This window comes from Catellatospora methionotrophica (assembly GCF_011297335.1).
GTDB lineage: Bacteria > Actinomycetota > Actinomycetes > Mycobacteriales > Micromonosporaceae > Catellatospora > Catellatospora methionotrophica.
The window spans coordinates 1,096,740-1,119,399 of record NZ_JAAOTJ010000001.1 but is presented as its reverse complement, the minus strand read 5'-3'; the positions used below and the strand labels follow the sequence as shown (position 1 = coordinate 1,119,399).

13 protein-coding genes are annotated in these 22,660 nt (G+C 74.1%); 12 read left to right on the top strand and 1 reads right to left on the bottom strand.

The genetic code is table 11. The features are described 5' to 3' along the window. Window positions 1-10: 10 nt before the first annotated feature. From HAV40_RS04810 to HAV40_RS04760, 11 genes are all read left to right on the top strand, one after another. The gene (locus HAV40_RS04810) at window positions 11-3,187 is read left to right on the top strand and encodes a non-ribosomal peptide synthetase (RefSeq protein ID WP_166379340.1); all 3,177 of its coding nucleotides are present in this window, start codon (window positions 11-13) and stop codon (window positions 3,185-3,187) included. Then, on the top strand, window positions 3,184-6,156 hold the full coding sequence (locus HAV40_RS04805; protein WP_166379338.1) for a type I polyketide synthase: 2,973 nt from the start codon (window positions 3,184-3,186) through the stop codon (window positions 6,154-6,156). The genes HAV40_RS04810 and HAV40_RS04805 overlap by 4 nt, the downstream gene beginning before the upstream one ends. Then, window positions 6,153-6,332, top strand: a complete 180-nt coding sequence (locus HAV40_RS04800; RefSeq protein ID WP_166379336.1) for an MbtH family protein — start codon at window positions 6,153-6,155, stop codon at window positions 6,330-6,332. Before HAV40_RS04805 ends, HAV40_RS04800 begins: the two co-directional genes overlap by 4 nt. Window positions 6,333-6,348: 16 nt before the next feature. After that, a complete protein-coding gene (locus HAV40_RS04795) occupies window positions 6,349-12,510 on the top strand; it encodes a condensation domain-containing protein (RefSeq protein WP_166379334.1) in 6,162 nt (2,053 codons plus the stop codon). After that, window positions 12,510-13,898, top strand: coding sequence for an MFS transporter (locus tag HAV40_RS04790; protein WP_203671392.1), 1,389 nt, complete (start codon window positions 12,510-12,512; stop codon window positions 13,896-13,898). Before HAV40_RS04795 ends, HAV40_RS04790 begins: the two co-directional genes overlap by 1 nt. Continuing rightward, window positions 13,895-14,143: an acyl carrier protein gene (locus HAV40_RS04785; RefSeq protein ID WP_166379332.1), complete on the top strand. Its 249-nt coding sequence runs from the start codon at window positions 13,895-13,897 to the stop codon at window positions 14,141-14,143. Before HAV40_RS04790 ends, HAV40_RS04785 begins: the two co-directional genes overlap by 4 nt. Continuing rightward, the gene (locus HAV40_RS04780) at window positions 14,140-16,728 is read left to right on the top strand and encodes a 3-oxoacyl-[acyl-carrier-protein] synthase III C-terminal domain-containing protein (protein WP_166379330.1); all 2,589 of its coding nucleotides are present in this window, start codon (window positions 14,140-14,142) and stop codon (window positions 16,726-16,728) included. Before HAV40_RS04785 ends, HAV40_RS04780 begins: the two co-directional genes overlap by 4 nt. A 16-nt stretch (window positions 16,729-16,744) precedes the next feature. Further along, window positions 16,745-18,622 carry an HAD-IIIC family phosphatase gene (locus tag HAV40_RS04775; protein WP_166379328.1) on the top strand — a complete coding sequence of 626 codons (1,878 nt, stop codon included), beginning with the start codon at window positions 16,745-16,747 and terminating at the stop codon, window positions 18,620-18,622. After that, window positions 18,615-18,851: an acyl carrier protein gene (locus HAV40_RS04770; protein WP_166379326.1), complete on the top strand. Its 237-nt coding sequence runs from the start codon at window positions 18,615-18,617 to the stop codon at window positions 18,849-18,851. The genes HAV40_RS04775 and HAV40_RS04770 overlap by 8 nt, the downstream gene beginning before the upstream one ends. Next, window positions 18,848-19,309: a VOC family protein gene (locus HAV40_RS04765; RefSeq protein ID WP_166379324.1), complete on the top strand. Its 462-nt coding sequence runs from the start codon at window positions 18,848-18,850 to the stop codon at window positions 19,307-19,309. The genes HAV40_RS04770 and HAV40_RS04765 overlap by 4 nt, the downstream gene beginning before the upstream one ends. Window positions 19,310-19,396: 87 nt before the next feature. Further along, complete coding sequence (locus HAV40_RS04760) at window positions 19,397-20,224, top strand: thioesterase II family protein (protein WP_239086362.1); 828 nt, start codon at window positions 19,397-19,399, stop codon at window positions 20,222-20,224. Here the strand turns inward: HAV40_RS04760 and HAV40_RS04755 are convergent. Beyond that, the gene (locus tag HAV40_RS04755) at window positions 20,209-21,486 is read right to left on the bottom strand and encodes a M64 family metallopeptidase (protein ID WP_166379320.1); all 1,278 of its coding nucleotides are present in this window, start codon (window positions 21,484-21,486) and stop codon (window positions 20,209-20,211) included. The genes HAV40_RS04760 and HAV40_RS04755 overlap by 16 nt on opposite strands. Window positions 21,487-21,721: 235 nt before the next feature. On the opposite strand from HAV40_RS04755, the gene HAV40_RS04750 reads away from it, so the two are divergent. Then, window positions 21,722-22,636: a LysR family transcriptional regulator gene (locus tag HAV40_RS04750; protein WP_239086332.1), complete on the top strand. Its 915-nt coding sequence runs from the start codon at window positions 21,722-21,724 to the stop codon at window positions 22,634-22,636. Window positions 22,637-22,660: the final 24 nt, after the last annotated feature.

The window sequence follows — 22,660 nt, the reverse complement described above, 5'->3', positions numbered from 1 at the left end:
GAGACTGCTGATGACCGCCCCTGATCTGCTCGAACGCCTGCACGCGCTGCCCGCCGACCGGCAGCGGTCGTTCCTGCGGAGCCTGCGTGACGCCGCCGGACAGTACGACCTGCACCCGCTGACCGCCGCGCAGCGCCGGATGTGGCTGCACGACCGGCTGTGGCCCGGCAGCCCGATGTGCCACGTGCACTTCGCGTTCACGCTGACCGGGGCGCTGGACACGGCCGCGCTGGCGGACGCGTTCGACCGGGTCCTGGCCCGGCACCAGGCGCTGCGCACGGTGTTCGTCGAGATCGAGGGCGAGCCGTGGCAGTGGGTGCTGCCGCAGGCCCCGGCGGGCACGCGGCTGCGGGTCGCCGACACGTTCACCGAGGTCCTGTTCGACCTGGCGGTCGCGCCTCCGGTGCGGGCGACGCTGGTCCCGGACGGCCCGCAGCGGTGGACGCTGCACCTGGAGCTGCACCACATCGTCTGCGACGGGTGGAGCATGGGCCTGCTGTTCGACGACCTGTCCCAGGCGTACGCCGGTGGCGAACTCGCCGCCGCGCCCCGCCACGTCGAGGCCGCCGTCGAGTCCGATGCCGACGAGCTGGTCGCCTACTGGCGGTCGCACCTGGACGGCGCGCCGGCGACCGTGGACCTGCCCACCGACCTGCCCCGGCCGCTGGTGCTCGACGAGTCCGGCGCGGAGCTGACCTTCGCCTGGCCGGTGGCGCTGTCCGAGCAGGTGTCGGCGCTGGCCGCGTCGGTCAGCGGCACGGCGTACATGGTGCTGCTGGCGGCCTGGCAGGCGGTGCTGTCGCGGTACGGCGGCGCGGACTTCGTCGTCGCCACGCCCGTGTCGGGCCGCACGACCCTGGCCGCCGAGCAGGCCGTGGGCCTGTTCGCCAACACCGTCGCCGTGCGCGCCCAGGTGCCCGACGGCACCACGTTCCGGCAGCTGCTGCACCGGGTCCGCGAGACGAGCCTGGGCGCGCTGGCCCACCAGCAGTTGCCGTTCGACACCCTCGTCGACCGGCTGCACACCGCCCGCGACCCGGGCAGCACGCCTCTCGCGCAGGTCATGTTCGCGATGGAGAGCGGCTGGGCCGCCCGGCTGCGGCTGCCTGGCGTCGACGTGCACGGTGTCGAGCAGACCACCGGCACCGCCATGTTCGACCTGACCCTGACGCTGACCCCCGGCCCGGACGGGATCGCGGGCAAGCTGGAGTACCGCACGTCGCTGTTCACCGCCGACACCGCCGACCGGATCGCCGGACACGTGCACCGCCTGCTGGCGGCGGCGCTCGCCGACCCCGACCGCCCGATCGCCGTACTGCCGCTGCTGGACGAGCAGGAGCGCCGGGCGATCGAGGGCTGGTCGGTGACCCGGCCGCCGTCGCCGTGGCGGCCGGTGCTCGACCGGATCGCCGCGATCGACCCGGACCGCATCGCCGTCGACTGCGACGATCGGCGGACGACCTACGGCGAACTGCACACCTTGGCGGGCAGCATCGCCGCTGCGGTCTACGACGCCGTGGACGGACCGGAGACGCCCGTCGCGGTATGGCTGCGACCAGGCCCGCAGGCCGTAGCGGCGTTCCTCGGTGTGCTCGCCGCTGGGGCCGTGTACGTGCCGATCGACCCCGACCTGCCCGCCGAACGCATCCGCTACCTGCTCGCCGACTCCGAGGCCGTGCTGGTGCTCACCGACGCGGCGACCGCGCCCGCGGTACCCGCCGGGCCGGTGCTGCTGCGCGTCGAGGACCTGCCGGACGCGCCGCGCCCGGATGTCACGCCGGGTCCCGACGAGGCCGCGTACCTGATCTACACGTCCGGTTCCACCGGTCGGCCCAAGGGTGTGGTGAGCACCCACCGGGGGCTGAGCAACCTCGCCGACGCCATCGACGACCTGCTCGCGATCACGGCCGGCGACCGGGTGCTGCAGTTCCACGGACCCGGCTTCGACGCGGCCGTGTCGGACATGCTCACCGCCCTGTGCGCCGGCGCCGAGCTGCACATCGTGGCCCGCCACGACCGGATGCCCGGCCCCGACCTGGCGCGCACCCTGGCCCGGCGGCGCATCACGATGCTCGACGTGCCGCCGGTCGCCTTGCAGGCGATGGACCCGGCGCAGGTTCCCGAGCTGCGGGTGCTGACCGTCGGCGGGGAGAGCTGCCCGGTCGACGTCGCCGCCGCGTGGCAGCACGGCCGCGCCTTCTTCAACACGTACGGCCCGACCGAGACGTCGGTGATGGTCACCGGCGGGCGGTACACCGGCGGCCCGGCCGTCCCGATCGGCACGCCGATGACCGGGGCGAGCATCCACGTGCTCGACGCGCGGATGCGGCCCGTGCCGATCGGCGTCGCCGGGGAGCTGTTCATCGGCGGGGCGGCCGTGGGACGGGGCTACCTGGGCCGGGCCGCGCTGACCGCGGCCGCGTTCGTGCCGGACCCGTACGCGGCCGAGCCGGGCGCGCGCCTGTACCGCACCGGTGACCTGGCGCGCTGGCGGGCCGACGGCAGCCTGGACATCCTGGGCCGCCGCGACGGGCAGGTGAAGATCCGCGGCAACCGGGTCGAGCCCGGCGAGGTCGAGGCCCGGCTGCGCGACTGCGCCGGGGTCGCCCGCTGCGCGGTCGTCGTCCGCGAGGACCAGCCCGGACACAAACGCCTCGTCGGATACGTGGTGGCGCAGCGGCCGGGCGGGGTCAGCGCCGACGCGCTGCGCACCGAGCTGCTGCGCGACCTGCCCGAGTTCATGGTCCCGGCCGCGTTCGTCGAGGTGGCCGACCTGCCGACGACCCCGAACGGCAAGCTCGACCAGCGGGCCCTGCCCGCGCCGACGGCGGCCCGGCCGCAGCTGGGCACGCCGTACCGGGCCCCGCGCGGGGCGACCGAGCAGGCCGTCGCCGACGTGTGGCGGGCCGTGCTGGGCCTGGACCGGATCGGCGCCGACGACAACTTCTTCGACCTGGGCGGCAACTCGATGCTGCTGGTCCGGGTCCACGCGGGACTACGGGACGCGCTCGGCGTGCAGATCGCCGCCGTCGACCTGTTCCGGTACCCGACCGTGGCGCGGCTGGCCCGGTTCCTCGACGAGGACACCGCGGCCCCCGCCGCGGCGCGGACGGCCCCGGCGGTCGACGGCCGCGCGGCACTGGCAGCGCGCACCCGGCGGGTGCGGGCGGAGATGGGGAGACGATGAGCGACGACAGTGGACTCGACCTCGCGGTAGTCGGCCTGGCCGGTCGGTTCCCCGGCAGCGGCGACGTGGCCGGGCTGTGGCGCGACGTGCTCGCGGGCAAGCCGGTGTCGACCCGGTTCACGGCCGAGGAGCTGGCCGGGTCGGTGCCCGAGGCCGAGCGCACCCGCCCGGACTACGTGCCGGTGTTCGGGGTGCTGGACGGCGCGGACCGGTTCGACGCGGGGTTCTTCGGCTACTCGCCGCGTGACGCCCGGCTGATCGACCCGCAGCAGCGGCTGTTCCTGGAGTGCGCGTGGCAGGCGCTGGAGTCGGCCGGGCACGTCGCCGACGTCGACGAGCTGTCCGTGGGCGTGTACGCCGCGACCGCGCTGAGCGGCTACCTGCTGCACCACCTGCTGCCCGCCGGGGAGCGGGCCGGGTCGGAGTACGAGATGTCGGTGGCCAACGACAAGGACGCCGTGGCGACCCGGGTCGCGTACCACCTGGGGTTGCGCGGCCCGGCCGTGGCCGTGCAGACGGCGTGCTCGTCGTCGCTGGTCGCGGTGCACCTGGCCGGTCAGGCGCTGCTGGCGGGGGAGTGCGACGTCGCGCTGGCCGGGGCGGCGTACCTGCGGCTGCCGCTGGCGGCCGGGTACCGGTACGAGCCGGGCGGGATCATGTCCCGCGACGGGGTGTGCCGCCCGTTCGACACGGCCGCGACCGGCACCGTCGGCGGCAGCGGCGTCGCGGTCGTCGCGCTGCGGCGGCTGGCCGACGCGCTCGCCGACGGCGACACGATCCACGCTGTGATCAAGGGTTCGGCGGTCAACAACGACGGCCGGGCCAAGGTCGGCTACACCGCCCCGAGCGTCGACGGGCAGGCCGACGTCATCCGGACCGCGCTGCGGGCCGCCGACGTCGACCCGGCGACCATCGGCTACCTGGAGGCGCACGGCACCGGCACCGCCCTCGGTGACCAGGTCGAACTCGCCGCGCTGCAGGAGGTGTTCGGCACCGGCCGGCGCGCGCTCGGCTCGGTCAAGGCCGTCACCGGCCACCTCGACGTCGCCGCCGGCGTCACCGGCCTGATCAAGGCCTGCCTGGCGGTACGCGACGGCGTCGTCCCGCCCAGCCCCTACTTCACCCAGCCGCACCCGGCCCTGGCGGGCGGGAGCCTGTACGTCAACACCGCGCCCGAGTCGTGGCCGGTGACCGGGGTGCCGCGCCGCGCCGGGGTCAGCTCGTTCGGGATCGGCGGCACCAACGCCCACGTCATCGTGGAGCAGCCGCCCGCCGTCGAGGTCACGCCGTCGGCGGCGGCCGAGCACGTGCTCGTGCTGTCGGCGCGTACCCCGCAGGCTCTGGACGACGCCCGCGACCGGCTGCGCGAGCACCTGTCCGGCACCGACGCCGACCTGGGCGATGTCGCCTACACGCTGCGCGAGACCCGCCGCCGCTTCGAGCACCGGCTGGCCGTGGCCTGCCGCACCGCCGAGCAGGCCGTCGCCGCGCTCGGGGCACCGGCCACCCTGGACACCGCCACCGGCGACCTGACCGACGGGACCGTGGCGTTCCTGTTCCCCGGGCAGGGCGCGCAGTACGCGGGCATGGCCGAGCAGTTGTACCGCACCGAGCCGGAGTTCGCCCGGCACCTGGACGAGTGCGCCGACCTGCTCACGCCGCTGCTGGGCGTGGACCTGCGGCACGTGCTCTACCGCGACCGCGACGACGCGCTGCTGCGCCAGACCCGGATCACCCAGCCCGCCCTGTTCACGGTCGAGTACGCGCTGGCCCGGCTGTGGATGCACCGGGGCGTACGCCCGGCGGCGGCGGTCGGGCACAGCATCGGCGAGTACGTCGCGGCGTGCCTGGCCGGGGTGTTCACCCTGCCCGACGCGCTGGCGATCATCGCCGAACGCGGCCGCCTGATGCAGTCGATGCCACCCGGCGCGATGCTGTCGGTGCCGCTGCCCGCCGCCCGGCTGGCCGAGCGGCTGCCCCTCGGCGTGGAACTGGCCGCCGCCAACGCCCCGACGCTGTCGGTGGTGTCGGGACCGGCCGCGCAGGTCGAGGCGTTCGCGGCCGCGCTGGCCGCCGACGGCGTGCCGACCCGGCCGCTGCACACCTCGCACGCGTTCCACTCGGCGATGATGGAACCGGTCCTGGCCGAGTTCGCCGAGCACGTGGCCCGGTTCCCGGCGCACCCGCCGCGGCTGCCGGTGCTGTCGAACGTGACCGGGGAGTGGCTGTCCGACCACGACGCCGCCGACCCGAAGTACTGGGCCCGCCAACTGCGCGAACCGGTCCGCTTCGACGACTGCGTACGGCGGCTGCTGGCCGGGCCGTACCTGCTGCTGGAGGTCGGTCCCGGGGCGGCGCTGACCACCCTGGCCCGCCAGCACCCCGAGGCCGAGCAGCGCAGCACCCCGTCGCTGCCGGGCCCGAAGAACGCCGGCGACGACCGGATCGCGATGGCCGCCGCCGTGGGCCGGATGTGGCTGGCCGGGGTCGACGCCGACCTCGGCGACCCGACCGGCCGCCGCCGGGTGCCGCTGCCGACGTACCCGTTCGCGCGCGAGCGGCACTGGGTCGAGGCCGGTGGCACGCTCGCCGCCGAGACCGCCCCGGCCGTGGTCACGGCCGGGCCGCGCGGCACGCCGCTGGAGGTCGTCCACCAGATCTGGGCCGACCTGCTGGGCATCGCGCAGATCGGCCCGGACCAGGACTTCTTCAGCCTCGGCGGGCACTCGCTGCTCGGCACGAAGATCGTCGCGCGGATCCGGGAGGCGTTCGGCGTCGACCTGCCCACCAGCGCCCTGTTCGAGACGCCCACGATCGCGGGCCTCGCGGCCACGGTCACCGGCCTGCTCGCCGAGCGGCCGCAGCAGCCCACCGACGACCTTGCCGACCTGCTCGCCGAGATCGCGGCGATGTCGCCGGAGCAGGTCGCCCACGAACTGAACCAGACGCAGCGGAAGGACCTGTCGTGACCGAGCAGCAGCTTTTCCGGGTGGTCGTCAACCACGAGGAGCAGTACTCGATCTGGCCCGCCGACCGGGAGAACGCTCCCGGCTGGCGCGACGCCGGATACCAGGGCACCCAGCCGGAGTGCCTCGACCACATCGAGCGCGTGTGGACGGACCTGCGTCCGCTCAGCGTCCGCTGAACCGGGGGAGCCACCGATGACCCAGGAGATGTCAGCCCAGCTGACCGACCTCACCGCCGAGCAGCGTGAGCTGCTACGCCAGCGCCTGGCCGCACGCCAGGCGCGCCCGCAGCGGCTGCCGCTGTCGTTCACCCAGGAACAGCTGTGGTTCCTCGATCGTATGGAGCCGGGCACCGCCGTCTACAACGTGCCGTTCGCCCTGGACCTGGACGGCCCGCTGGACACCGGCGCGCTGCGCGCGGCGCTCAACGCCGTCGTGGCCCGCCAGCAGTCGCTGCGGCTCGCGTTCGCCGAGGACGACCAGGGCCCGTACCAGCGGGTGCTGTCCGACGTGGACGTCGCCCTGCCGGTGGTGGACCTGCGCGGGCTGCCCGCCGAGCAGCAGCGGGCACGGGCCGAGCAGACCGCCGTCGAGCACGGCCTGGCCCCGTTCGACCTGACCGCCGGGCCGCAGCTGGCCGCGTGCCTGCTGGCCCTGGCCGACGACCGGCACCGGCTGCTGCTCGTCGTGCACCACATCGTCTACGACGCCTGGTCCGGTGACGTGTTCGCCACCGAGCTGGTCGCGTTCTACCGCCAGTTCGCCCAGGGTGTCCCGGCCGACCTGCCGCCGCTGCGGACCGACTTCGCCGCCTACGTCCGCGCCCAGCGCGAACCCGGCGCGCTGGCGGCCCTCGACGGGCACCTGGCGTACTGGCGGGACCGGCTCGCCGGTGCGCCGCTGACCAGCACGCCGCGCCCGGACCTGCGCCGCCCGCCGGTGCAGACCCACCGTGGCGGCAGGCACGTACTGGCCCTGCCCCCGACGCTGTCGGCGGCGATGGCGTCGCTGGCCCAGCAGTCCGGGGTCGCGTTCAACGCCGTCGCGCTGGCCGGGTTCACCACGGCCCTGGCCCACACCACCGGGCAGGAAGACCTGGTCGTGGGTACGCCGGGCGCGGGGCGGCCGCGTACCGAGCTGGAGCCGCTGATCGGCTCGTTCGCGAACATGCTGGTGCTGCGGCTGGACCTGTCCGGGCAGCCGACGGTCCGCGAGGCCGTGCGGCGTACGCACCAGAGCACCGGGGAGGCGTACCGGCACCAGGACGCCCCGTACGCGCGGGTCGTGGAGGAGGTCGCGCCGCTGCGCGATCCGGGCATCAACCCGCTGTTCCAGGTGATGTTCACGGTCACCGACGCCGGTGCCGCCGAGCGCGACGCGGCCGGGGTCCGGTTCACGCCGGTCCCGGTCGACAACCAGCTCACCGACTTCGACCTGTTCGTGACCCTGTCGCGCCGGTCCGGCGGCGACGAGCTGGTGCTGGACTACAACGCCGACCTGTACCTGCCCGGCACCGTGGCCCGCCTGGCCGAGCGGACCTCGGCGGTGCTGTCGGAGATGGTCGCCGCGCCCGACACGGCGCTGTGGCAGCTCGCGTCGACGGCCCGGCCGCAGGTCGTGGTCGGCGCGACGTTCACCGCCGACCTGCTGGCCGACCCGCTGCGCTGCTGGCTCGACTTCGCCCAGGCCCCGACCACGGTGCGGCTCGCCCCGTACGGGCAGCTCGTGCAACATCTGCTCGCCCCCGGTGACGCGGCCGCGACGGTCGGGCTGCTGCGCTGGGAGGACTGGCTGCGCCGGGCCGAGACCGGCGCGGACCCGGCCGCCGTCGCCGACGCGGCGATGCGCGACTTCGAGGCCGCCGTCGCCGGGTATCGCGCCCGCACGGCAGCGCCGCTGGCCCTGCTGCGCTGCCCCGCGTCCCCGGCGGCCGCCGAGCGGGGGCTGTCCGGGCTGTTCGCGCGGCTCGACGACCGGCTCGCCGCGCTGGCCCACACCGTCGCGGGCGTGACCGTCGACTGGGCCGAGGAGCACCCGTACGAGATCACCCACGACGCGGTCACCGACGAGCTCGGGCACATCCCGTACCCGCCGGTCTCCTTCGCGGCGCTGGCCGCCATCGCGGTGCGCCGCCTGCCGACGCCGCAGGCCGAACCGGAGCGGGCCGCGTACGCCGCCGAGCGGCTGGCCGACCCGGCCGAGATCGCCGAACGGGTCGCGCCGCGCGCCACCGCGGTCAGCGCGGAGCAGCTCGTCGAGCCGAACACGGACACCGAGCAGCGGCTGGCCGTGATCTGGCGCGAGGTGCTGCGGGTGGAGCAGGTCGGCGCGAACTCCGACTTCTTCGCCCTGGGCGGGCACTCGCTGCTGGCCACCCAGCTTTTGTCGGCGCTGCGCCGCGAGTTCGGCCGGGAGGTGTCGCTGTACGCCCTGTTCACCAACCCGACCCTGGCGGCGCTGGCCGCGGTCGTCGACGCCGCCGACGGGCAGGAGGCCGACGTGCTGCGGCCCGCCCCGGCCGGCGCGGTGCCGGTGGCGTCGTCGATCCAGCAGCGGCTCTGGGCGACCAGCCAGCTCGACAGCGACGACGCCCGGCACAACACGATGTTCGCCGCGACACTGCGCGGGCCGCTGGACGTCGAGGTGCTGCGCCGGGCCGTCGCCGAGATCGTGCGCCGCCACGAGGTGCTGCGCACCACGTACGCCGAGCACCGGGGCCTGCCCCGGCCGGTGGTGCACGCCGAGCTGACCGCCTGGTGCGAGCCGGTCGACATCGCGTCGGCCGCCGACCTGCAGCGTGCGGTCGACGCGCACGCGGGTTTCGCGTACTCGCTGGCTGACGGGCCGCTGGTCCGGGTGCAGGTGCTGCGTTCCGGGCCGGACGAGCACCAGCTGCTGGTCGGGATGCACCACATCATCTGCGACAGCACCTCGTGGGGGATCTTCCTCGACGAGCTGGCGGTGCTGTACGACGCGTACACCGCGGGCCTGCCCTCACCGCTGCCGGAGGTCGCCGTGCAGTACGGCGACTTCGCCTACGACCAGCAGCAGTGGCTGTCCGGTCCACAGGTCGACGCGCACCTGGCGTACTGGCGTGACCGGCTGCGCGATGCGGCGTCCCCGGTGGAGCTGCCCGGCGACAGCCCGTCCGGTGCGGACGGCGACGTCGCGGGCCGGGCCGGGCGGATGTTCTCCGCCGAGGTCGGGGTCGCGGTCCGGGAGCTGGCCAGGGCCGAGGGGGTCACCCCGTACAGCGTGCTGCTGACCGTGTTCGCGGCGCTGCTGCAGCAGGAGTCCGGCCAGTCCGACCTGGTCATCGGCATGCCGACCAGCGGCCGGGACCGGGCCGAGCTCAGCGGCGTCATCGGGTGCTTCGCCGACCTGCTGCCGCTGCGGTTGGACGTGTCGGGCGGGCTGACGTTCCGGCGGCTGGTGCGCCGCCTGCACGCGACCGTCAAGGACGCCCAGGCCCACCAGCGCGTGCCGTTCCCGAAGATCATGGAGGCGTTGCGGCTGCCCCGCGACTCGTCGCGGCACTCGCTGCGCTGCGTGCTCAACTACGCCGACGCCGCCGAGGAGCCGCCGCGCCTGCCGGGCCTGGACGTGGAGCCGCTGCCGGTCGGCGCGGCCGGTGCGGACTTCGACGTGCTGTTCACCCTCGACTGGGTCGGGGACCTGCTGGAGGCCGACTTCACGTACTCGGCCGAGCTGTTCAGCGCCGAGCGCGCCCAAGCGGTCGTCGACCGGTTCGGCCGGCTGCTGACCGACCTGGTCACCGCCCCGGACACGGTCCTGGCCGTGGAGGCGGCCGCGCCGGTGCAGGTCGGCGACGTGGTCGGGCTGGCGACGTCGTTCCCGGTCCGGGCGCTGGAGCCGACGCTGCGGTTCTGGTCGCAGGTGCTCGGCGAGCCCGGCCTGACGGTGCGTGCCACGCCCGCCGGGCAGGTGCGCCGCCCGCTACTGGACGGCGAGGGCCCGTTCCGGGACACGGTGCTGGACGTGGTCCTGCTGCGCTGGCAGGACCTGCTGCCGGGCGCGGTCTCGCTGCCCGTGGCGGTGACCGTCTGGGAGCGGGCGCTGTCGGAGCTGGCTGTCGCGGTCGACGCGCACCAGGCACGGACCGGCACGGAGCTGGTCATCGGCGTGTGTCCCGCCTCGGCGGAGCACACCGGGCCGCGCTGGGCGGGTGTGCTGGGCGGGCTCACCGACCGGCTGGCGGCGTTCGCCGCGACCCAGCCCGCGGTACGGGTGATCGCGATGGACGGGTGGGCGGCCCGCTACGGCGTCACCGACCCGTACCCGGGGCGCGACGGCGCGGCGTACACCGAGATGTTCGAGACCGCGCTGGCCACCACGGTGGCCCGGCTCGCCCGGCGGCGACACCACCCGCAGGTGGGCACGGTGACTGTAGACCCCGCCGATTTCGGGCCGGAACTGGTCGCGGTGCTGCGCGAACAACTCTCCCACGGCCGCGAGGTCGTGCTCGGCACCCGGCCGTTCCTGCCGGAGCTCGCGGCGCTGGTGACCGTCGGCGCGGTACGCGTCGGCAGCCCGCCGCCCGGCGCGCTCACCCTCGACCCGGCCCTGCCCACCGCGCACCTGTGGCAGCTCGACGCCCCGGCCGCACACCCGGCCGCACCCGCGCCGCTGGCCGCCGACCTGCTCGCCGAACTCGCCGAGGACCTGTCCACCGCCGACGCCATCGCCGACGCGGTCCGGACCGGGCGCAGGCGATCGGCCCGTGGACAGGTCGCCGCACCGCGCACCGACCGCGAACGGGCCCTGGCCGCGATCTGGGCCGAGGTCCTGCACACCACCGACGTCGGCATCCACGACGACTTCTACGCACTCGGCGGCGACTCGCTGCTGGCCATCACGGTCGCGTTCCACGCCGCCGAGGCGGGCATCACGCTGTCGGCGCGGCAGCTGACCGAGCGGCGCACCATCGCCGAACTGGACCTGGACCGCGACACCGCCGCGCCCGCGGCGGTGTGCACGGACCTGGCCGCCGGGCCGGTGCCGCTGACCCCGGCGCAGCTGTGGTGGTTCGAGGAGGTCGCCGCCACGATGGACAACCCGTCGTGGTTCAACCACCCCTACTACCTCGACGTGCTGCGCCCGATCGCCGCCGAACACCTGGGCGAGGCGGTGCGGCTGCTGGCCGAGCACCACGCGTCGCTGCGGCTGCGGTTCGTGCGTGGTGAGGACGGCACGCTGCGCCAGCACCACGCCGAAGGCTCCGATGCGGTGCCGTTCGTCAGCCACGACCTGACCGGCCGGACCACGGCCGAGCAGGACGCGGCGATGGAGGCGCTGGCCGCCGCCGCGCAGCCGACCCTGGACGCGACCGCCGGGCCGATGTGCCGGGTGCTGCACTTCGCGACCGGCCCGGACCGGCCGGACCGGATCCTGATCATCACCCACCACCTGGTGGTCGACGCGATCTCCCGCGACCTGCTGCTCGGCGACCTGCGCACGCTGTGCACCCAGCTCGACGCCGGACAGCAGCCGCACCTGCCGCCCAGGACCAGCGCGTACAGCACCTGGGCGCAGCGGCTGTCCACCCACGACATGACCGCCCAGCTGCCGTACTGGCTGGGCCGCACCGCCGAGCAGGCGACCATGGTCCCGCCGGACCTGGCCGGGGTCACCACCCTGGCCGCGGGGGCGATGCTCAGCACCACGCTGACCACCGAGCAGACCGACGGCCTGCACGACGTGGTGCGGCGGCTGCGCTTCGGCGTCCGCGACCTGATCATGTGGGCGGTCACCGAGGCCGTCGCGGCCCGCACCGGCGGCCGGGAATGCCTGCTGGCCACCACCGGCCACGGGCGCGAGGACCTGTTCGCCGACATCGACCTCAACCGGACCACCGGCTGGTTCCAGGTCATGTACCCGGTGCTGCTGGCCCTGCCCGACGGCGGCGACCCGGCCGCACGCGCCGCGCACGTCGCCGCGCAGCTGGCCGAGGTCCCCGACAACGGCATCGGCTACGGCGTGCTGCGCTACGCCACCACCGACGACGCCGTACGCGCGCAGCTGGGCGAACTCGTGCAGCCCCGCATCGCGCTCAACTACATGGGCAACTTCGGCTTCGACGAGGTCTCCCAGGCCGACGACCTGTTCGACGTCTGCGACGCCCCCTACGGCGACACCGACGACGGCGCCGGCCGGTGGCCGTACGACCTCGACGTCGGCGGCGTGATCGTCGCCGGTCGGCTCCGGCTCGACGTCGGCTACAGCACCACCGTCTACACCGCCGAGACCGCGCAGGCGTTCCTCGACGAGCTCTGCGCACGGCTGACCGGTCTCCTCGACCAGGCCTCGGCTCCCCTCCAGAAAGGAACCTCACGATAATGCGACGTCCCACCGGATTCGCGGCTTTCTCCGTGCTGTGGGTCGGACAGTTCCTGTCCGTGCTCGGCACCCGGATGACCAACTTCGCGGTCAGTGTCTGGGTGTGGGACCAGACCGGCAGCACCACCCAGTTCACCCTCACGCTGTTCTTCGCGTTCGCCGCGACGGTCGTGTTCAGCCCCATCGCCGGGGCGATCATCGACCGCTGGAACCGCCGCACCACCCTCATGCTCGCCGAGGTCGGCACCGCGCTGGCCACGCTCGTGCTGCTGGCCCTGTTCCTGACGAACACCGCGAACCTGTGGCAGCTGTACGTGCTCAACTTCGTCACCGGCGCGTTCGTGGCGTTCCAGGTCCCGGTGTTCCAGGCCACGATCACGCTGATGATGGAGCGCGGCAACTACCCGCGCGCCAACGCCATGATGTTCGCGGTCCGCACCACCCCGGAACTGTTCGCGCCGCTGCTGGCCGCGCTGCTGCTCGCCACCACCAGCATCGAGCTGGTGCTGGCCCTGGACAGCCTGTCCTACCTGTTCGCCATCGGATCGGTGCTGCTCATCGCGATCCCGGCGATCCCGCCGCGACCGGCCGACACCGCACCGTCGACGTTCTGGCAGGACTGCCGCCTCGGGTTCACCTTCATCATGCGCAGCCGCCCGCTGCGCAACCTGGAGATCTTCCTGATCGTCATCAACATCCTGGCGTCCATCGGCTGGCTGCTGCTGCGCCCGATGGTGCTGGAGCGCACCGGCGACGACGCCGACGCCCTGGCGCTGGTGCTGGCCACCGGCGCGATCGGCGGCATCGGCGGCACGATCCTGGTCGCGCTGCTCAAGACCCCCCGCGACAAGATGCGCTACGTGCTGTGGGCCACCGTCGCGTTCAGCGTCATCGGCCGGATCGTGTACGGCATCTCCGACGTGCTGCTCGTGCTCGGCTTCGCGCTGATCGTGGTGCACATGTGCATCCCCGTCATCGACGGCTACGCCACCTCGGTCTGGCAGGAGAAGGTCGAGCCGCACTACCAGGGCCGCGTCTTCGCCGCCCGGCAGTTCGTCGAGGAGCTGTCCGTGCCGATCGCGACGCTGATCGCCGGGCCGCTGCTGGAGTACGTCATCGTCCCGTGGATGGCCGAGGGAGAGACGGGCGCGAAGCTGTTCGGCGGCGTGGTCGGCACCGGCTCGGTCGGCGGTATCGGCCTGGTCTTCGTCGCCATCGGTGTGCTCGGCACCCTGCTGGCCGTGGTGTCGTTCCTGACGCCCAGCCTGCGCCGCATCGAGACGATCATGCCCGACGTCGCACCGGAGACCGCGGCAGCCGAGCCCGACCCGGCCACCGACACCCCGGTCGAGGCCAAGCAGCCCGTCGAGGCGGGGGCGGCCCGATGACCACGGTCGCCGAACCCGCCCAGCTGCACGACCTGATCGCCGACGTGCTGGACCTCGACCCGGGGACCGTCACCGACGCCGACACCCCCGCCACCCTGCCCGCCTGGACCAGCCTGCGCCACCTGCAGCTGGTCGTGACCCTGGAAGAGGTCTACGCGGTGTCGTTCGCGTACGAGGAGGTCCGCGACGTGCCGTCGATCGGCTTCCTGCGGGACCTGCTACGCGGCAAGGGAGCCGCCGTATGAGCACCCTCACCCCGCACCAGCAGCGCTCGGCCTGGAAACAGGCCGTCCGCGAGGCCGCCCCGGCGGTGCTGAGGATCAGCCTGCTGGCCAGCTACACCGCCGACCAGCTCGTGCCGTACCTCGGCCTGCCGCTGCACCAGGCCGGGCTGCCCGCCCGGTTCCACGTCGGACCGTTCGATCAGATCATCCGCCAGTGCCTCGACGACCAGGGCGAGACCGCGGCCGCCGCACCCGACGTGCTGGTCACCGCCCCGCGGTTCGAGGAACTCGGCCCGGCCGGACCCCGCTGGACCCCGGACCTGGCCGACATCGCCGACGCGGCCCTGGCCGCCGCCGGGCGCTGGCAGGCGACCCTCGTGTTCGTCCTGCCCGCCCTGCCCGACGAACGCGACCTCGGCGTCGGCGACACCGCCGCCGTCGCCGGAACAGCTGCCCTGGCCACCCAGGCCCGCGAAGCCGTCCGGGCCCAGCTCGCCGGGCGGCCCGGGGTCCTGCTCGCCGACGCCGAGGACGCGATCCGCGACGTCGGCGCGGCCCGCGCCCACCACCCGGCGATGTTCGCCCTCGCGAAGGTGCCCTACACCGAGGAGCTGTTCGCCCACCTCGGCGGGCAGCTCGCCCGGCTGCTAGCGGGCCGGTACGGGGCAGGCGTACGCGCGGTCGTGGTCGACGCCGACACCCTGTCCGGCGCGCCCGCCGCCGCCCTGCGCGGACCGCTGCGGGCGCTGGCCCGCTCCGGCACCCGGATCGGCGTGTGCGCCACCGACCACGCCGTCTGGACCGGGCTGGCCGCGCACTGCCCCGAACTGGTCACCCACGCCGCGGCGACCGCGATCCACTCCGGCCCGGCCGACGTACGGCTCGCCGAGGTCGCCACGTCGCTCGGCGTCCCGCAAGGTTCGGCGGTCCTGGTGACCACCGACGCGGACCTGATGCCCGGCCGGGCGGTGCTGCTCGGGCCGCAGCCGGAGACGTGGCCCGCGACACTGGCCGCCGCGGGCCTGTACGACCGGCCCGCACCCCTGGTCACCGGCCCGGCGGTGGTGGTCGCGGCCCCGGTCGAGGCCACGCCGTCGCCGGTGTCGCTGGACGACTTCGTCGCCAACCTCAACGTCGTCGTCGACGTCCACCCGGCGGCCGGGCGGCTGGACAAGGTCGCCGAGGTGGTGGCCCGCGCCAAGGACTTCACCCTCGGCAACGACCAGGACGCCGCCGCCATCGCCGGCTACGACGGCGAAGTCCTTGCCGTCTCGGTACGGGACCGGTTCGGCGACTACGGCCTCAGCGGCGCGGTCGGGCTGCGCCGCGCCGACGGGGTGTGCACCGTCGACCTGTTCTCGCTGTCCTGCCCGGTGCTGGGCCGCCAGGTCGAGGACGCGGTCCTCGCCGAGATCACGGCCCGCGCCGACGGTGCCGACGTCGTGTTCCGCTACCGGGAGACCGCGCACAACGGGGCCGCGCTGACGTTCCTGCGCGGCCTGCCCGGCACCGCCGCCGGGCAGGCGGGCACGCTGCACGCGCTCACCTGGGAGCAGGCCGCCCCGGCCCGCGCCCCGCAGCGCGCCGCGGTGCCGTTCGGCATCGTCGCGATCGGACAGGCCCTGCCCGAACCGTCCCAGGTCGCCGAGCTCGCCCCGGCGTACACCGACGAACTGGACCGGATCCGCGGCTGGGGATACCGCACGTTCCACCGCGCCCCCGACGGCGTCGGCCTGACCGACCTGGCCGCCGACGCCGGACGCCAGGCCCTGGCCGAGGCCGGCGTCGCCGCCGAGGACGTCGACCTGGTCGTGCTCGCCATCGCCGACCTCGCCGAATACCTGTACTGGGACCCGGCCGCGGCCACCCAGGCCCGGCTGGGCGCACACCGCGCCGAAGCGGTCCTGGTCAACCAGGCCTGCGGCGGTGGCGTCGCCGCGTTCGACCTGGTCGCCGGAAAGTTCGCCCTGCACCCCGGCTACCGGACCGCGCTGCTCATCGGCGCGAACCGGGTCGCCGAACCGTACTGGAACCGCATGGCGATGAACACCAGCATCTACTCCGACGGGGCCGCCGCGGCGGTGCTGCGCCGCGACCACGGCGGCTACCGCTGGCTGACCACCGAGACCATCTCCGACGGCACGTACGCCGACTTCATGCGCATGGACGTCGGCGGCGCGGCCAACCCGTTCCTGGCCGGGCAGCCCGACCAGCCGCACGTACGCAACCCGCAGGACCGCCTCGACGCGTTCTTCAACGGCGACGTACGCGCCATGTACCGGTTCGTGTCGATGATCCGCGCGCGCAGCCGCGAGGTCGTCGACCGGGCCTGCGCCACCGCCGGGCTGACCCGCGCCGACATCGCCCGCGTCATCCACTTCAACGACAACGGCCGCCAGCTCGCCGACCTGGCCAAGGACCTCGACATAGCGCTGCAGCACACCAACGTCGAAGCGGCCCTGGACCACGGCCACATCGGCTGCGCCGACCAGCTCGTCACCCTGCGCCGCCTACAGGCGGCCGGGGAACTGAACCCCGGCGACGTGGTGGCACTGACCAGCACCAGCAGCGGCATGCACTGGATCTGCACGCTGCTGCAGGTGTGAGAGAGACGGAGAAGACATGACCACCGAGAACGACGTCCTGGCCCGCGTACGCGCGCTGCGCGACCCGGCCGCACCCGCCGACCCTGACCTGCTCGCCGACCTCGCCACCCTCAGCACCCCCAAGGCGCTGCGCGAAGCGGGCCGCGGCCTGGCCGCCGTCGCACCGGTCCGGTTCACCCCCGACGGCCGGACCGTGCGGCCGCTGCGGGTCGCGGTCGCGGCCACGTTCACCGCCGAGAACATCGCCCCGATCCTGCACGCCGAACTGCTGCGCGCCGGGATCGCGCCACAGCTGCACGTCTGCGGCTTCGACCAGCTCCTGGTCGAACTCAGCGACCCCGGCTCGGACCTGGCCGCATTCGCCCCCGACGTCACGCTGTGCCTGCTGCACGACGGGGCGCTGCTGCCCCGCGACTGGGACCCCACCGACCTGACCACCCTCACCGACGCGACCGGGCACCGCCTCGACATGATCGAGCACGCCGTCGCCGGGTTCACCCAGCGCACCACCGGCACCGTCGTCCTGCACACCGTGCCGCTGGCCCGCAACCAGCAGCGCCGCGTCATCAGCTACGGCGGCCGGGCCGCCCTCGGCCGCGCCTGGCGCGCCGTCAACCAGCACCTGCTCGACCTGCCGACCCGGCACCCGGCCGTACACGTCCTCGACTTCGAAGCGCTGCTCGCCGACCACCCTGGCCCCGTACGCGACGACCGCCTCTACCGCTTCGCCAGCATGGCCTGGACCATCGGCGCCGAAGCCGCGTACGCCCGCGAAGCCGCCGCGTTCTGCCGCGTCACCGCGGGCCTGTCCGCCAAACTCGCCATCGTCGACCTCGACAACACCCTGTGGGGCGGCGTACTCGGCGACGACGGCCCCGAAGGCATCCAGGTCGGCGGCGCCTACCCCGGCAACTGCTACACCGACCTGCAGCAGAGCCTGCAAGCGCTGCGCCGCCAGGGCGTGCTGCTCGCCGTGTGCAGCAAGAACGAGCAGGCCAACGTCGACGCCGTGCTGGCCGCCCACCCCGAACTCACGCTGCGCCCCGACGACTTCGTGGCGACCGTCGCGAACTGGGGACGCAAGGACCACAACATCCGCCAGATCGTGCAGACCCTCAACATCGGCCTGGACAGCGTCGTGTTCGTCGACGACAGCTCCTTCGAATGCGAACTCGTCGCCCGGGAGATCCCCGAGGTCCGCGTGGTCAGGCTCAGCGGCGACCCCGCCGGGCACGCCGCCGCCGTCCTGGAACCGCAGTTCTTCGGCGCGCTGGCCACGACCGCCACCGACCGCGAGCGCACCGGCATGTACCGCGCCCGCGCCGACCGGGAGCAGTTCGCCGCGTCGTTCGTGTCCACCGGCGACTACCTCGCCGGGCTGGGGCTCACCGTCACGGTCACCCCCGCCGACGAGTACACCCTTCCCCGGATCGTGCAGCTCGCCGCGCGCACCAACCAGTTCAACCTGCACCCCCGCGCCCACGGCGAACCCCGCACCCGCGAGATGGCCGCCTCCGCCGACCACCTCGTGCTCGGGTTCGAGGTGGCCGACCGGTTCGGCCGCGAGGGCCTGGTCGGCGCGGCCTGGGTCGCCACGGCAGGCGACCGGTGGACCATCGAGAACTTCGTGCTCAGCTGCCGGGTGTTCTCCCGCGGCGTCGAGCAGGCAGTGCTCGCCCACCTCGCCGCGCTCGCCCGTGGCGCAGCCGCCGACACCCTCGCCGCCGACTACCGGCGCGGCGACCGCAACAAGGCCGCCGCGTCGCTGGTCGAGACGTTCACCGAGGGCGCCGACACCGACGGGGTCACCGCGTACACCCTCGACCTCAGCGCGGCCGTCCCGGCCGTGCCCGCATGGATCACCCTGGAGTGGAAGGAACCTGCCCATGTCTGATGTCACCGGCACCGTCGTCGAACTCGTCGAGCGGGTCACCGAGCTGCCCGGCATCTCCCCGGCGTCGAGTTTCCACAGCCTCGCCAACTGGACGAGCCTGGCCGCGCTGCGGCTGCTCACCGACATCGAGGACGAGTTCGGCGTACAGCTCGACCTGCGCACCTACCTGGCCGTCGGCGACGTCGGGCAGCTGTCCGACCTGGTGAGCACCGCGCTGGGGGACCGATGATCCTGCGCATCGACCACGTCGGCATGGTCGCCGCCGACCTGAAAGCCGCCGCGACCGGCCTGCGGATGCTGACCATGAACCCCGACGAGCACGACATCGTCGCGACCTACGACGTGGAGTGCCAGTTCTGGCGGCGCGAGGGCGACCCGACCGCGATCGAGATCGTCACCCCGGCCGGGCCGTCCAGCCAGGTCACCGGGCACCTGCGGCGCAGCGGGCCGGGCCTGCACCACGTCGCGTTCGAGGTCGACGACATCGTCGCGGAGCTGGCCGTGCTGCGGGCGCGGGGCGCGGTGCTGGTCGACGACGAGCCGCGCCCCGGCGGCCAGCCCGGCCTGCAGATCGCCTTCGTGCACCTCGGGCCCGCGACCGGGCTGCTCGTCGAACTCGTCCAGTACGCCGAGCCCCGCGTGCGGCCGGTCGCCGAGCTGCCCCGGCAGCGCCAGGCCGTCGGCTGAGGAGCGCGTACCGTGAACGCCGGGCACCTCAGCGGGTGCCCGGCGAACAGACTCCACTTCCGAACACCGTGAGGAACCCCGTTGACCGTGCGCGACCTCGTCTCCACGCGCTGGCTGCCGTACGGCGGCACCGGCCGTGGAGTCTCCGTTTTCTGCCTGCCGCACGCCGGGGGAGCGGCCCGCTCCTACGCCGGCTGGGCCTGCCAGGGTGTGGAGTTCCTGCCGGTCGAGCTGCCCGGCCACGGCACCCGGATGGCCGAGGCGCCGGTCGCCGACCTCGACGTGCTCACCGCACAGCTCGCCGAGGTCGTGGGCGGGCACGCCGCCGGGACCGGCCGCCCGTACGCGCTGTTCGGGCACAGCATGGGCGGCAGGCTGGCACACCACCTCGCGGGCCGTCTGGCGGCGTCCGGGCGACCCGGACCGGTCTGCGTGTTCGTGTCCGGCAGCCTGCCGCCGCAGCAGCCGCCGCCCGTGGACCTGCACGGCCTCGACGACGACCTGCTCGTAGCCACGCTGGTGCGCCTGGGCGGCCTGACGGCCGAGATGGCCGCCGAGGCCGAGCTGATGAGGCTGGTCCTGCCGACGCTGCGCGCCGACCTGGGCCTGTTCGGCGCGGCTCGGCCGGACGGGATCGCGCTACCTGTTCCGATCATCACGCTGGCGGGTGCCGCAGATCCGCTGGCGCAGCCGCGCGACCAGGAGGGCTGGCGGGCCCACACCAGCCGGGGCCTGCTGCGGCGCGTGTTCGACGGCGGCCACTTCTTCCTGCACGACGACCCCGGCCCGGTGCTGCGCGAGATCGCCCGCACCCTGGCGGCGCTGGGCGACCCGCCGCCCGGACCGCTGCAGGGGCGGCTCGGACGGTCGGGGGCGCCTGTCGACGCCCCCGACCGGTGTCACGGCGCGCTGTAGGCGAAGGTGTACGAACCGGCGCCCGACGCCGACTGCAGCAGGTACGTGTAGTAGCCGGCGGTGCCGCTGTAGGTGAGCGTCTCGTCGGGTCCGCTGGTCGCGGCACTGGCCACGACCGTCCAGGCGGACCCGTTCCACTTCTGCAGCTGCAGGTTGAACTCGGCACCTGCGGGGCCGTCCAGGCAGGCGCGGTGCGTGCCCGACGCCGCCGTGTAGTAGTAGGTCCCGTCCGGCTGGAAGGCCGAACCGCCGCTGGTCAGGCTGCCGCTGCGGGTGTTCTGGTACCCGGTGCAGCCGCCGCCCCCGCCACCGCCGATCTTCGCGCGGATGGCGCGGTCCATCGCGTCCAGGCCGACCAGGTTGAACGGCTTGCCCAGCGTACGCATCAGCGAGTCCTGCGAAGGCCGGTAGATGCCGTTGGCGTACTGGTGCCCGCCCTGGAAGCAGCCGATAGTCCCGCCGTCCGGGGTGGCCCGGCCCAGATACGACGACCACTTGGCGCAGCCCGACGACTTGGTCACGTTGATCTCGCGTGGCTCGGAGCCGGTGTAGGTGGTGCCCGCGGTCCAGTACTCGTCGGCGAGCCCGCCCACCGAGTGGCCCAGCTCGTGGATGGCGATCTGCCCCGACCGGGCGTTGCCGCCGGAGGCGGTCGCCAGGCTCGGATAACCCGCGCCGCCGTACTTGGTGGTGTTGCCGACCGCGATGATGGCGTCGACGGCGGGGGCCTGCGCGGCGTACTGCTTGGCCTTGGTCTCGTTGAGGCACAGCAGGCGCTCGATGCCGCCGCACCAGAAGTACATGTCGAGCGCGGTGTTGCGGCTGACCCCCTGGGTCGGGTCGTTGTCCACACCGGACTGGGGTGAGACGACCTCGACCAGCCACACGTTGACCGATGCCCGGTGTGTGCTCCAGGGTGCGGTCGCGGCGATCTCGTCCCACTTGGCCTGGGCGTGCTGGCGCAGCAGTCCCATCTCCGCCGACGTGTACCCGTCACCGACGACGACGAGGTCGAACCGCTCGCTCGACGGCCCGGTGTTCTGGATCGCGACCACGGCGGCGGCCGCCGCGGCGGCCCGGCTGTCGGGGCTCATCGTGGCGGTGCGCTCGGCGGGCAGCAGCATGCTGGCGATGGTGCCGTCGGGGGAGAACACCTCCCGCCACTGCCGGTCCTGCGGCACGGCGGCGGCGGGCGTGGCGGCGAGGGTCAGGGCCGCGGACAGCAGCGCGGCCGCGGTGAGACGCAGGGGATCTCGGCGCATGGGCGCCTCCTCTGAGGGCTGGTACGGGAAACGCCCGCCGCCGCCGAGCCGAAGACATCGACAACGGTGCGTGGATGGCGTCTCACTGTGCCGCCCGGCGGTACCGCACCGGCAATCCCGATGCGCCATAACTGCCAGATGATGGCTGGAACCCCGCACGGCCTTCCCCACGAGGCCGAGGTGACATAACGTGCCGCTCGTGGAGCTCGAATTGCGACATTTGCATTCTCTGTGTGTGATCGCCGACTCCGGCAGCCTGACCAAGGCCGCGACCCTGCTCGGCGTATCGCAACCGGCGCTCACCGCCCAGCTGCAACGCGTGGAACGCGAACTCGGCGCGCAGGTCTTCCTGCGTGGCCGGCGCGGCGTGACCCCGACCCCGCTGGGCCAGTACCTGCTCACCCGGGCCCGCGGGGTGCTGCTGGCGATGGACGAACTACGCAGCAGCGCCCGGCAGCACCCGTCGACCGAACGGCCCGTCATCCGGCTCGGCGGGATCGCCGGGGCGGTGTCGGTCGGTCTGGCCGACCGCCTCAGCGACCTGCTGCCCGAGGCCGAGGTCCGCCTCACCACCGAGTACTCGCCCCGCCTGCTGTGGGAACTGCTGCTGGCCGAGCGCCTGGACGCCGTCGCCACCGTCGACTACCCGGGATTCCCGCTGCGCCAGCCGGTCTCGGTGCTGGCCGAGGTCGTCGCGGTGGAACCGGTGTTCGTCGCGATGTCGCAGCAGCACCGCCTGGCCGGTCAGGACCGGGTCGACCTGGCCGACCTGGCCGCCGAGCCTTGGGCGCTGAGCCCGCCGGACGGCTCCGGCTGGCCCGACTGCTTCCTCGTGGCGTGCGAGCAGGCCGGGTTCAGGCCACGGGTGCTGTATACGGTCGCCGACGCGCAGCCGCTGCGTGAGCTGATCGCCACGCGGCGGGCGATCGCGGCCTGCCAGGCGGTCTTCGACGGCACCGACGGCGTGGTGGTCAGGCCGCTGGCCGGTGATCCGGTGAAGATGCGTCACCTGCTGCTGTGCCGTGAGCAGGGGCCGGTGGCGTACATGTTCGACGGGCTGGTGCGCCTGGCCCGCGAGGCGTACTGGGCCTACGCCAGCCGCCGCCCGCACTACCAGGCGTGGCTGCACGCCAACGGTCAGCGTGGCTGATAGCGCACGCCGCGGTCGGGGGGC

Bases quoted from the DNA above. Each gene is read 5' to 3' on its own strand.
- HAV40_RS04785 (WP_166379332.1), top strand. From the start codon at position 13,895: ATGACCACGGTCGCCGAACCCGCCCAGCTGCACGACCTGATCGCCGAC.
- HAV40_RS04795 (WP_166379334.1), top strand. From the start codon at position 6,349: ATGACCCAGGAGATGTCAGCCCAGCTGACCGACCTCACCGCCGAGCAG.
- HAV40_RS04755 (WP_166379320.1), bottom strand. From the start codon at position 21,486: ATGCGCCGAGATCCCCTGCGTCTCACCGCGGCCGCGCTGCTGTCCGCG.
- HAV40_RS04805 (WP_166379338.1), top strand. From the start codon at position 3,184: ATGAGCGACGACAGTGGACTCGACCTCGCGGTAGTCGGCCTGGCCGGT.
- HAV40_RS04770 (WP_166379326.1), top strand. From the start codon at position 18,615: ATGTCTGATGTCACCGGCACCGTCGTCGAACTCGTCGAGCGGGTCACC.
- HAV40_RS04790 (WP_203671392.1), top strand. From the start codon at position 12,510: ATGCGACGTCCCACCGGATTCGCGGCTTTCTCCGTGCTGTGGGTCGGA.
- HAV40_RS04810 (WP_166379340.1), top strand. From the start codon at position 11: ATGACCGCCCCTGATCTGCTCGAACGCCTGCACGCGCTGCCCGCCGAC.
- HAV40_RS04780 (WP_166379330.1), top strand. From the start codon at position 14,140: ATGAGCACCCTCACCCCGCACCAGCAGCGCTCGGCCTGGAAACAGGCC.
- HAV40_RS04775 (WP_166379328.1), top strand. From the start codon at position 16,745: ATGACCACCGAGAACGACGTCCTGGCCCGCGTACGCGCGCTGCGCGAC.
- HAV40_RS04765 (WP_166379324.1), top strand. From the start codon at position 18,848: ATGATCCTGCGCATCGACCACGTCGGCATGGTCGCCGCCGACCTGAAA.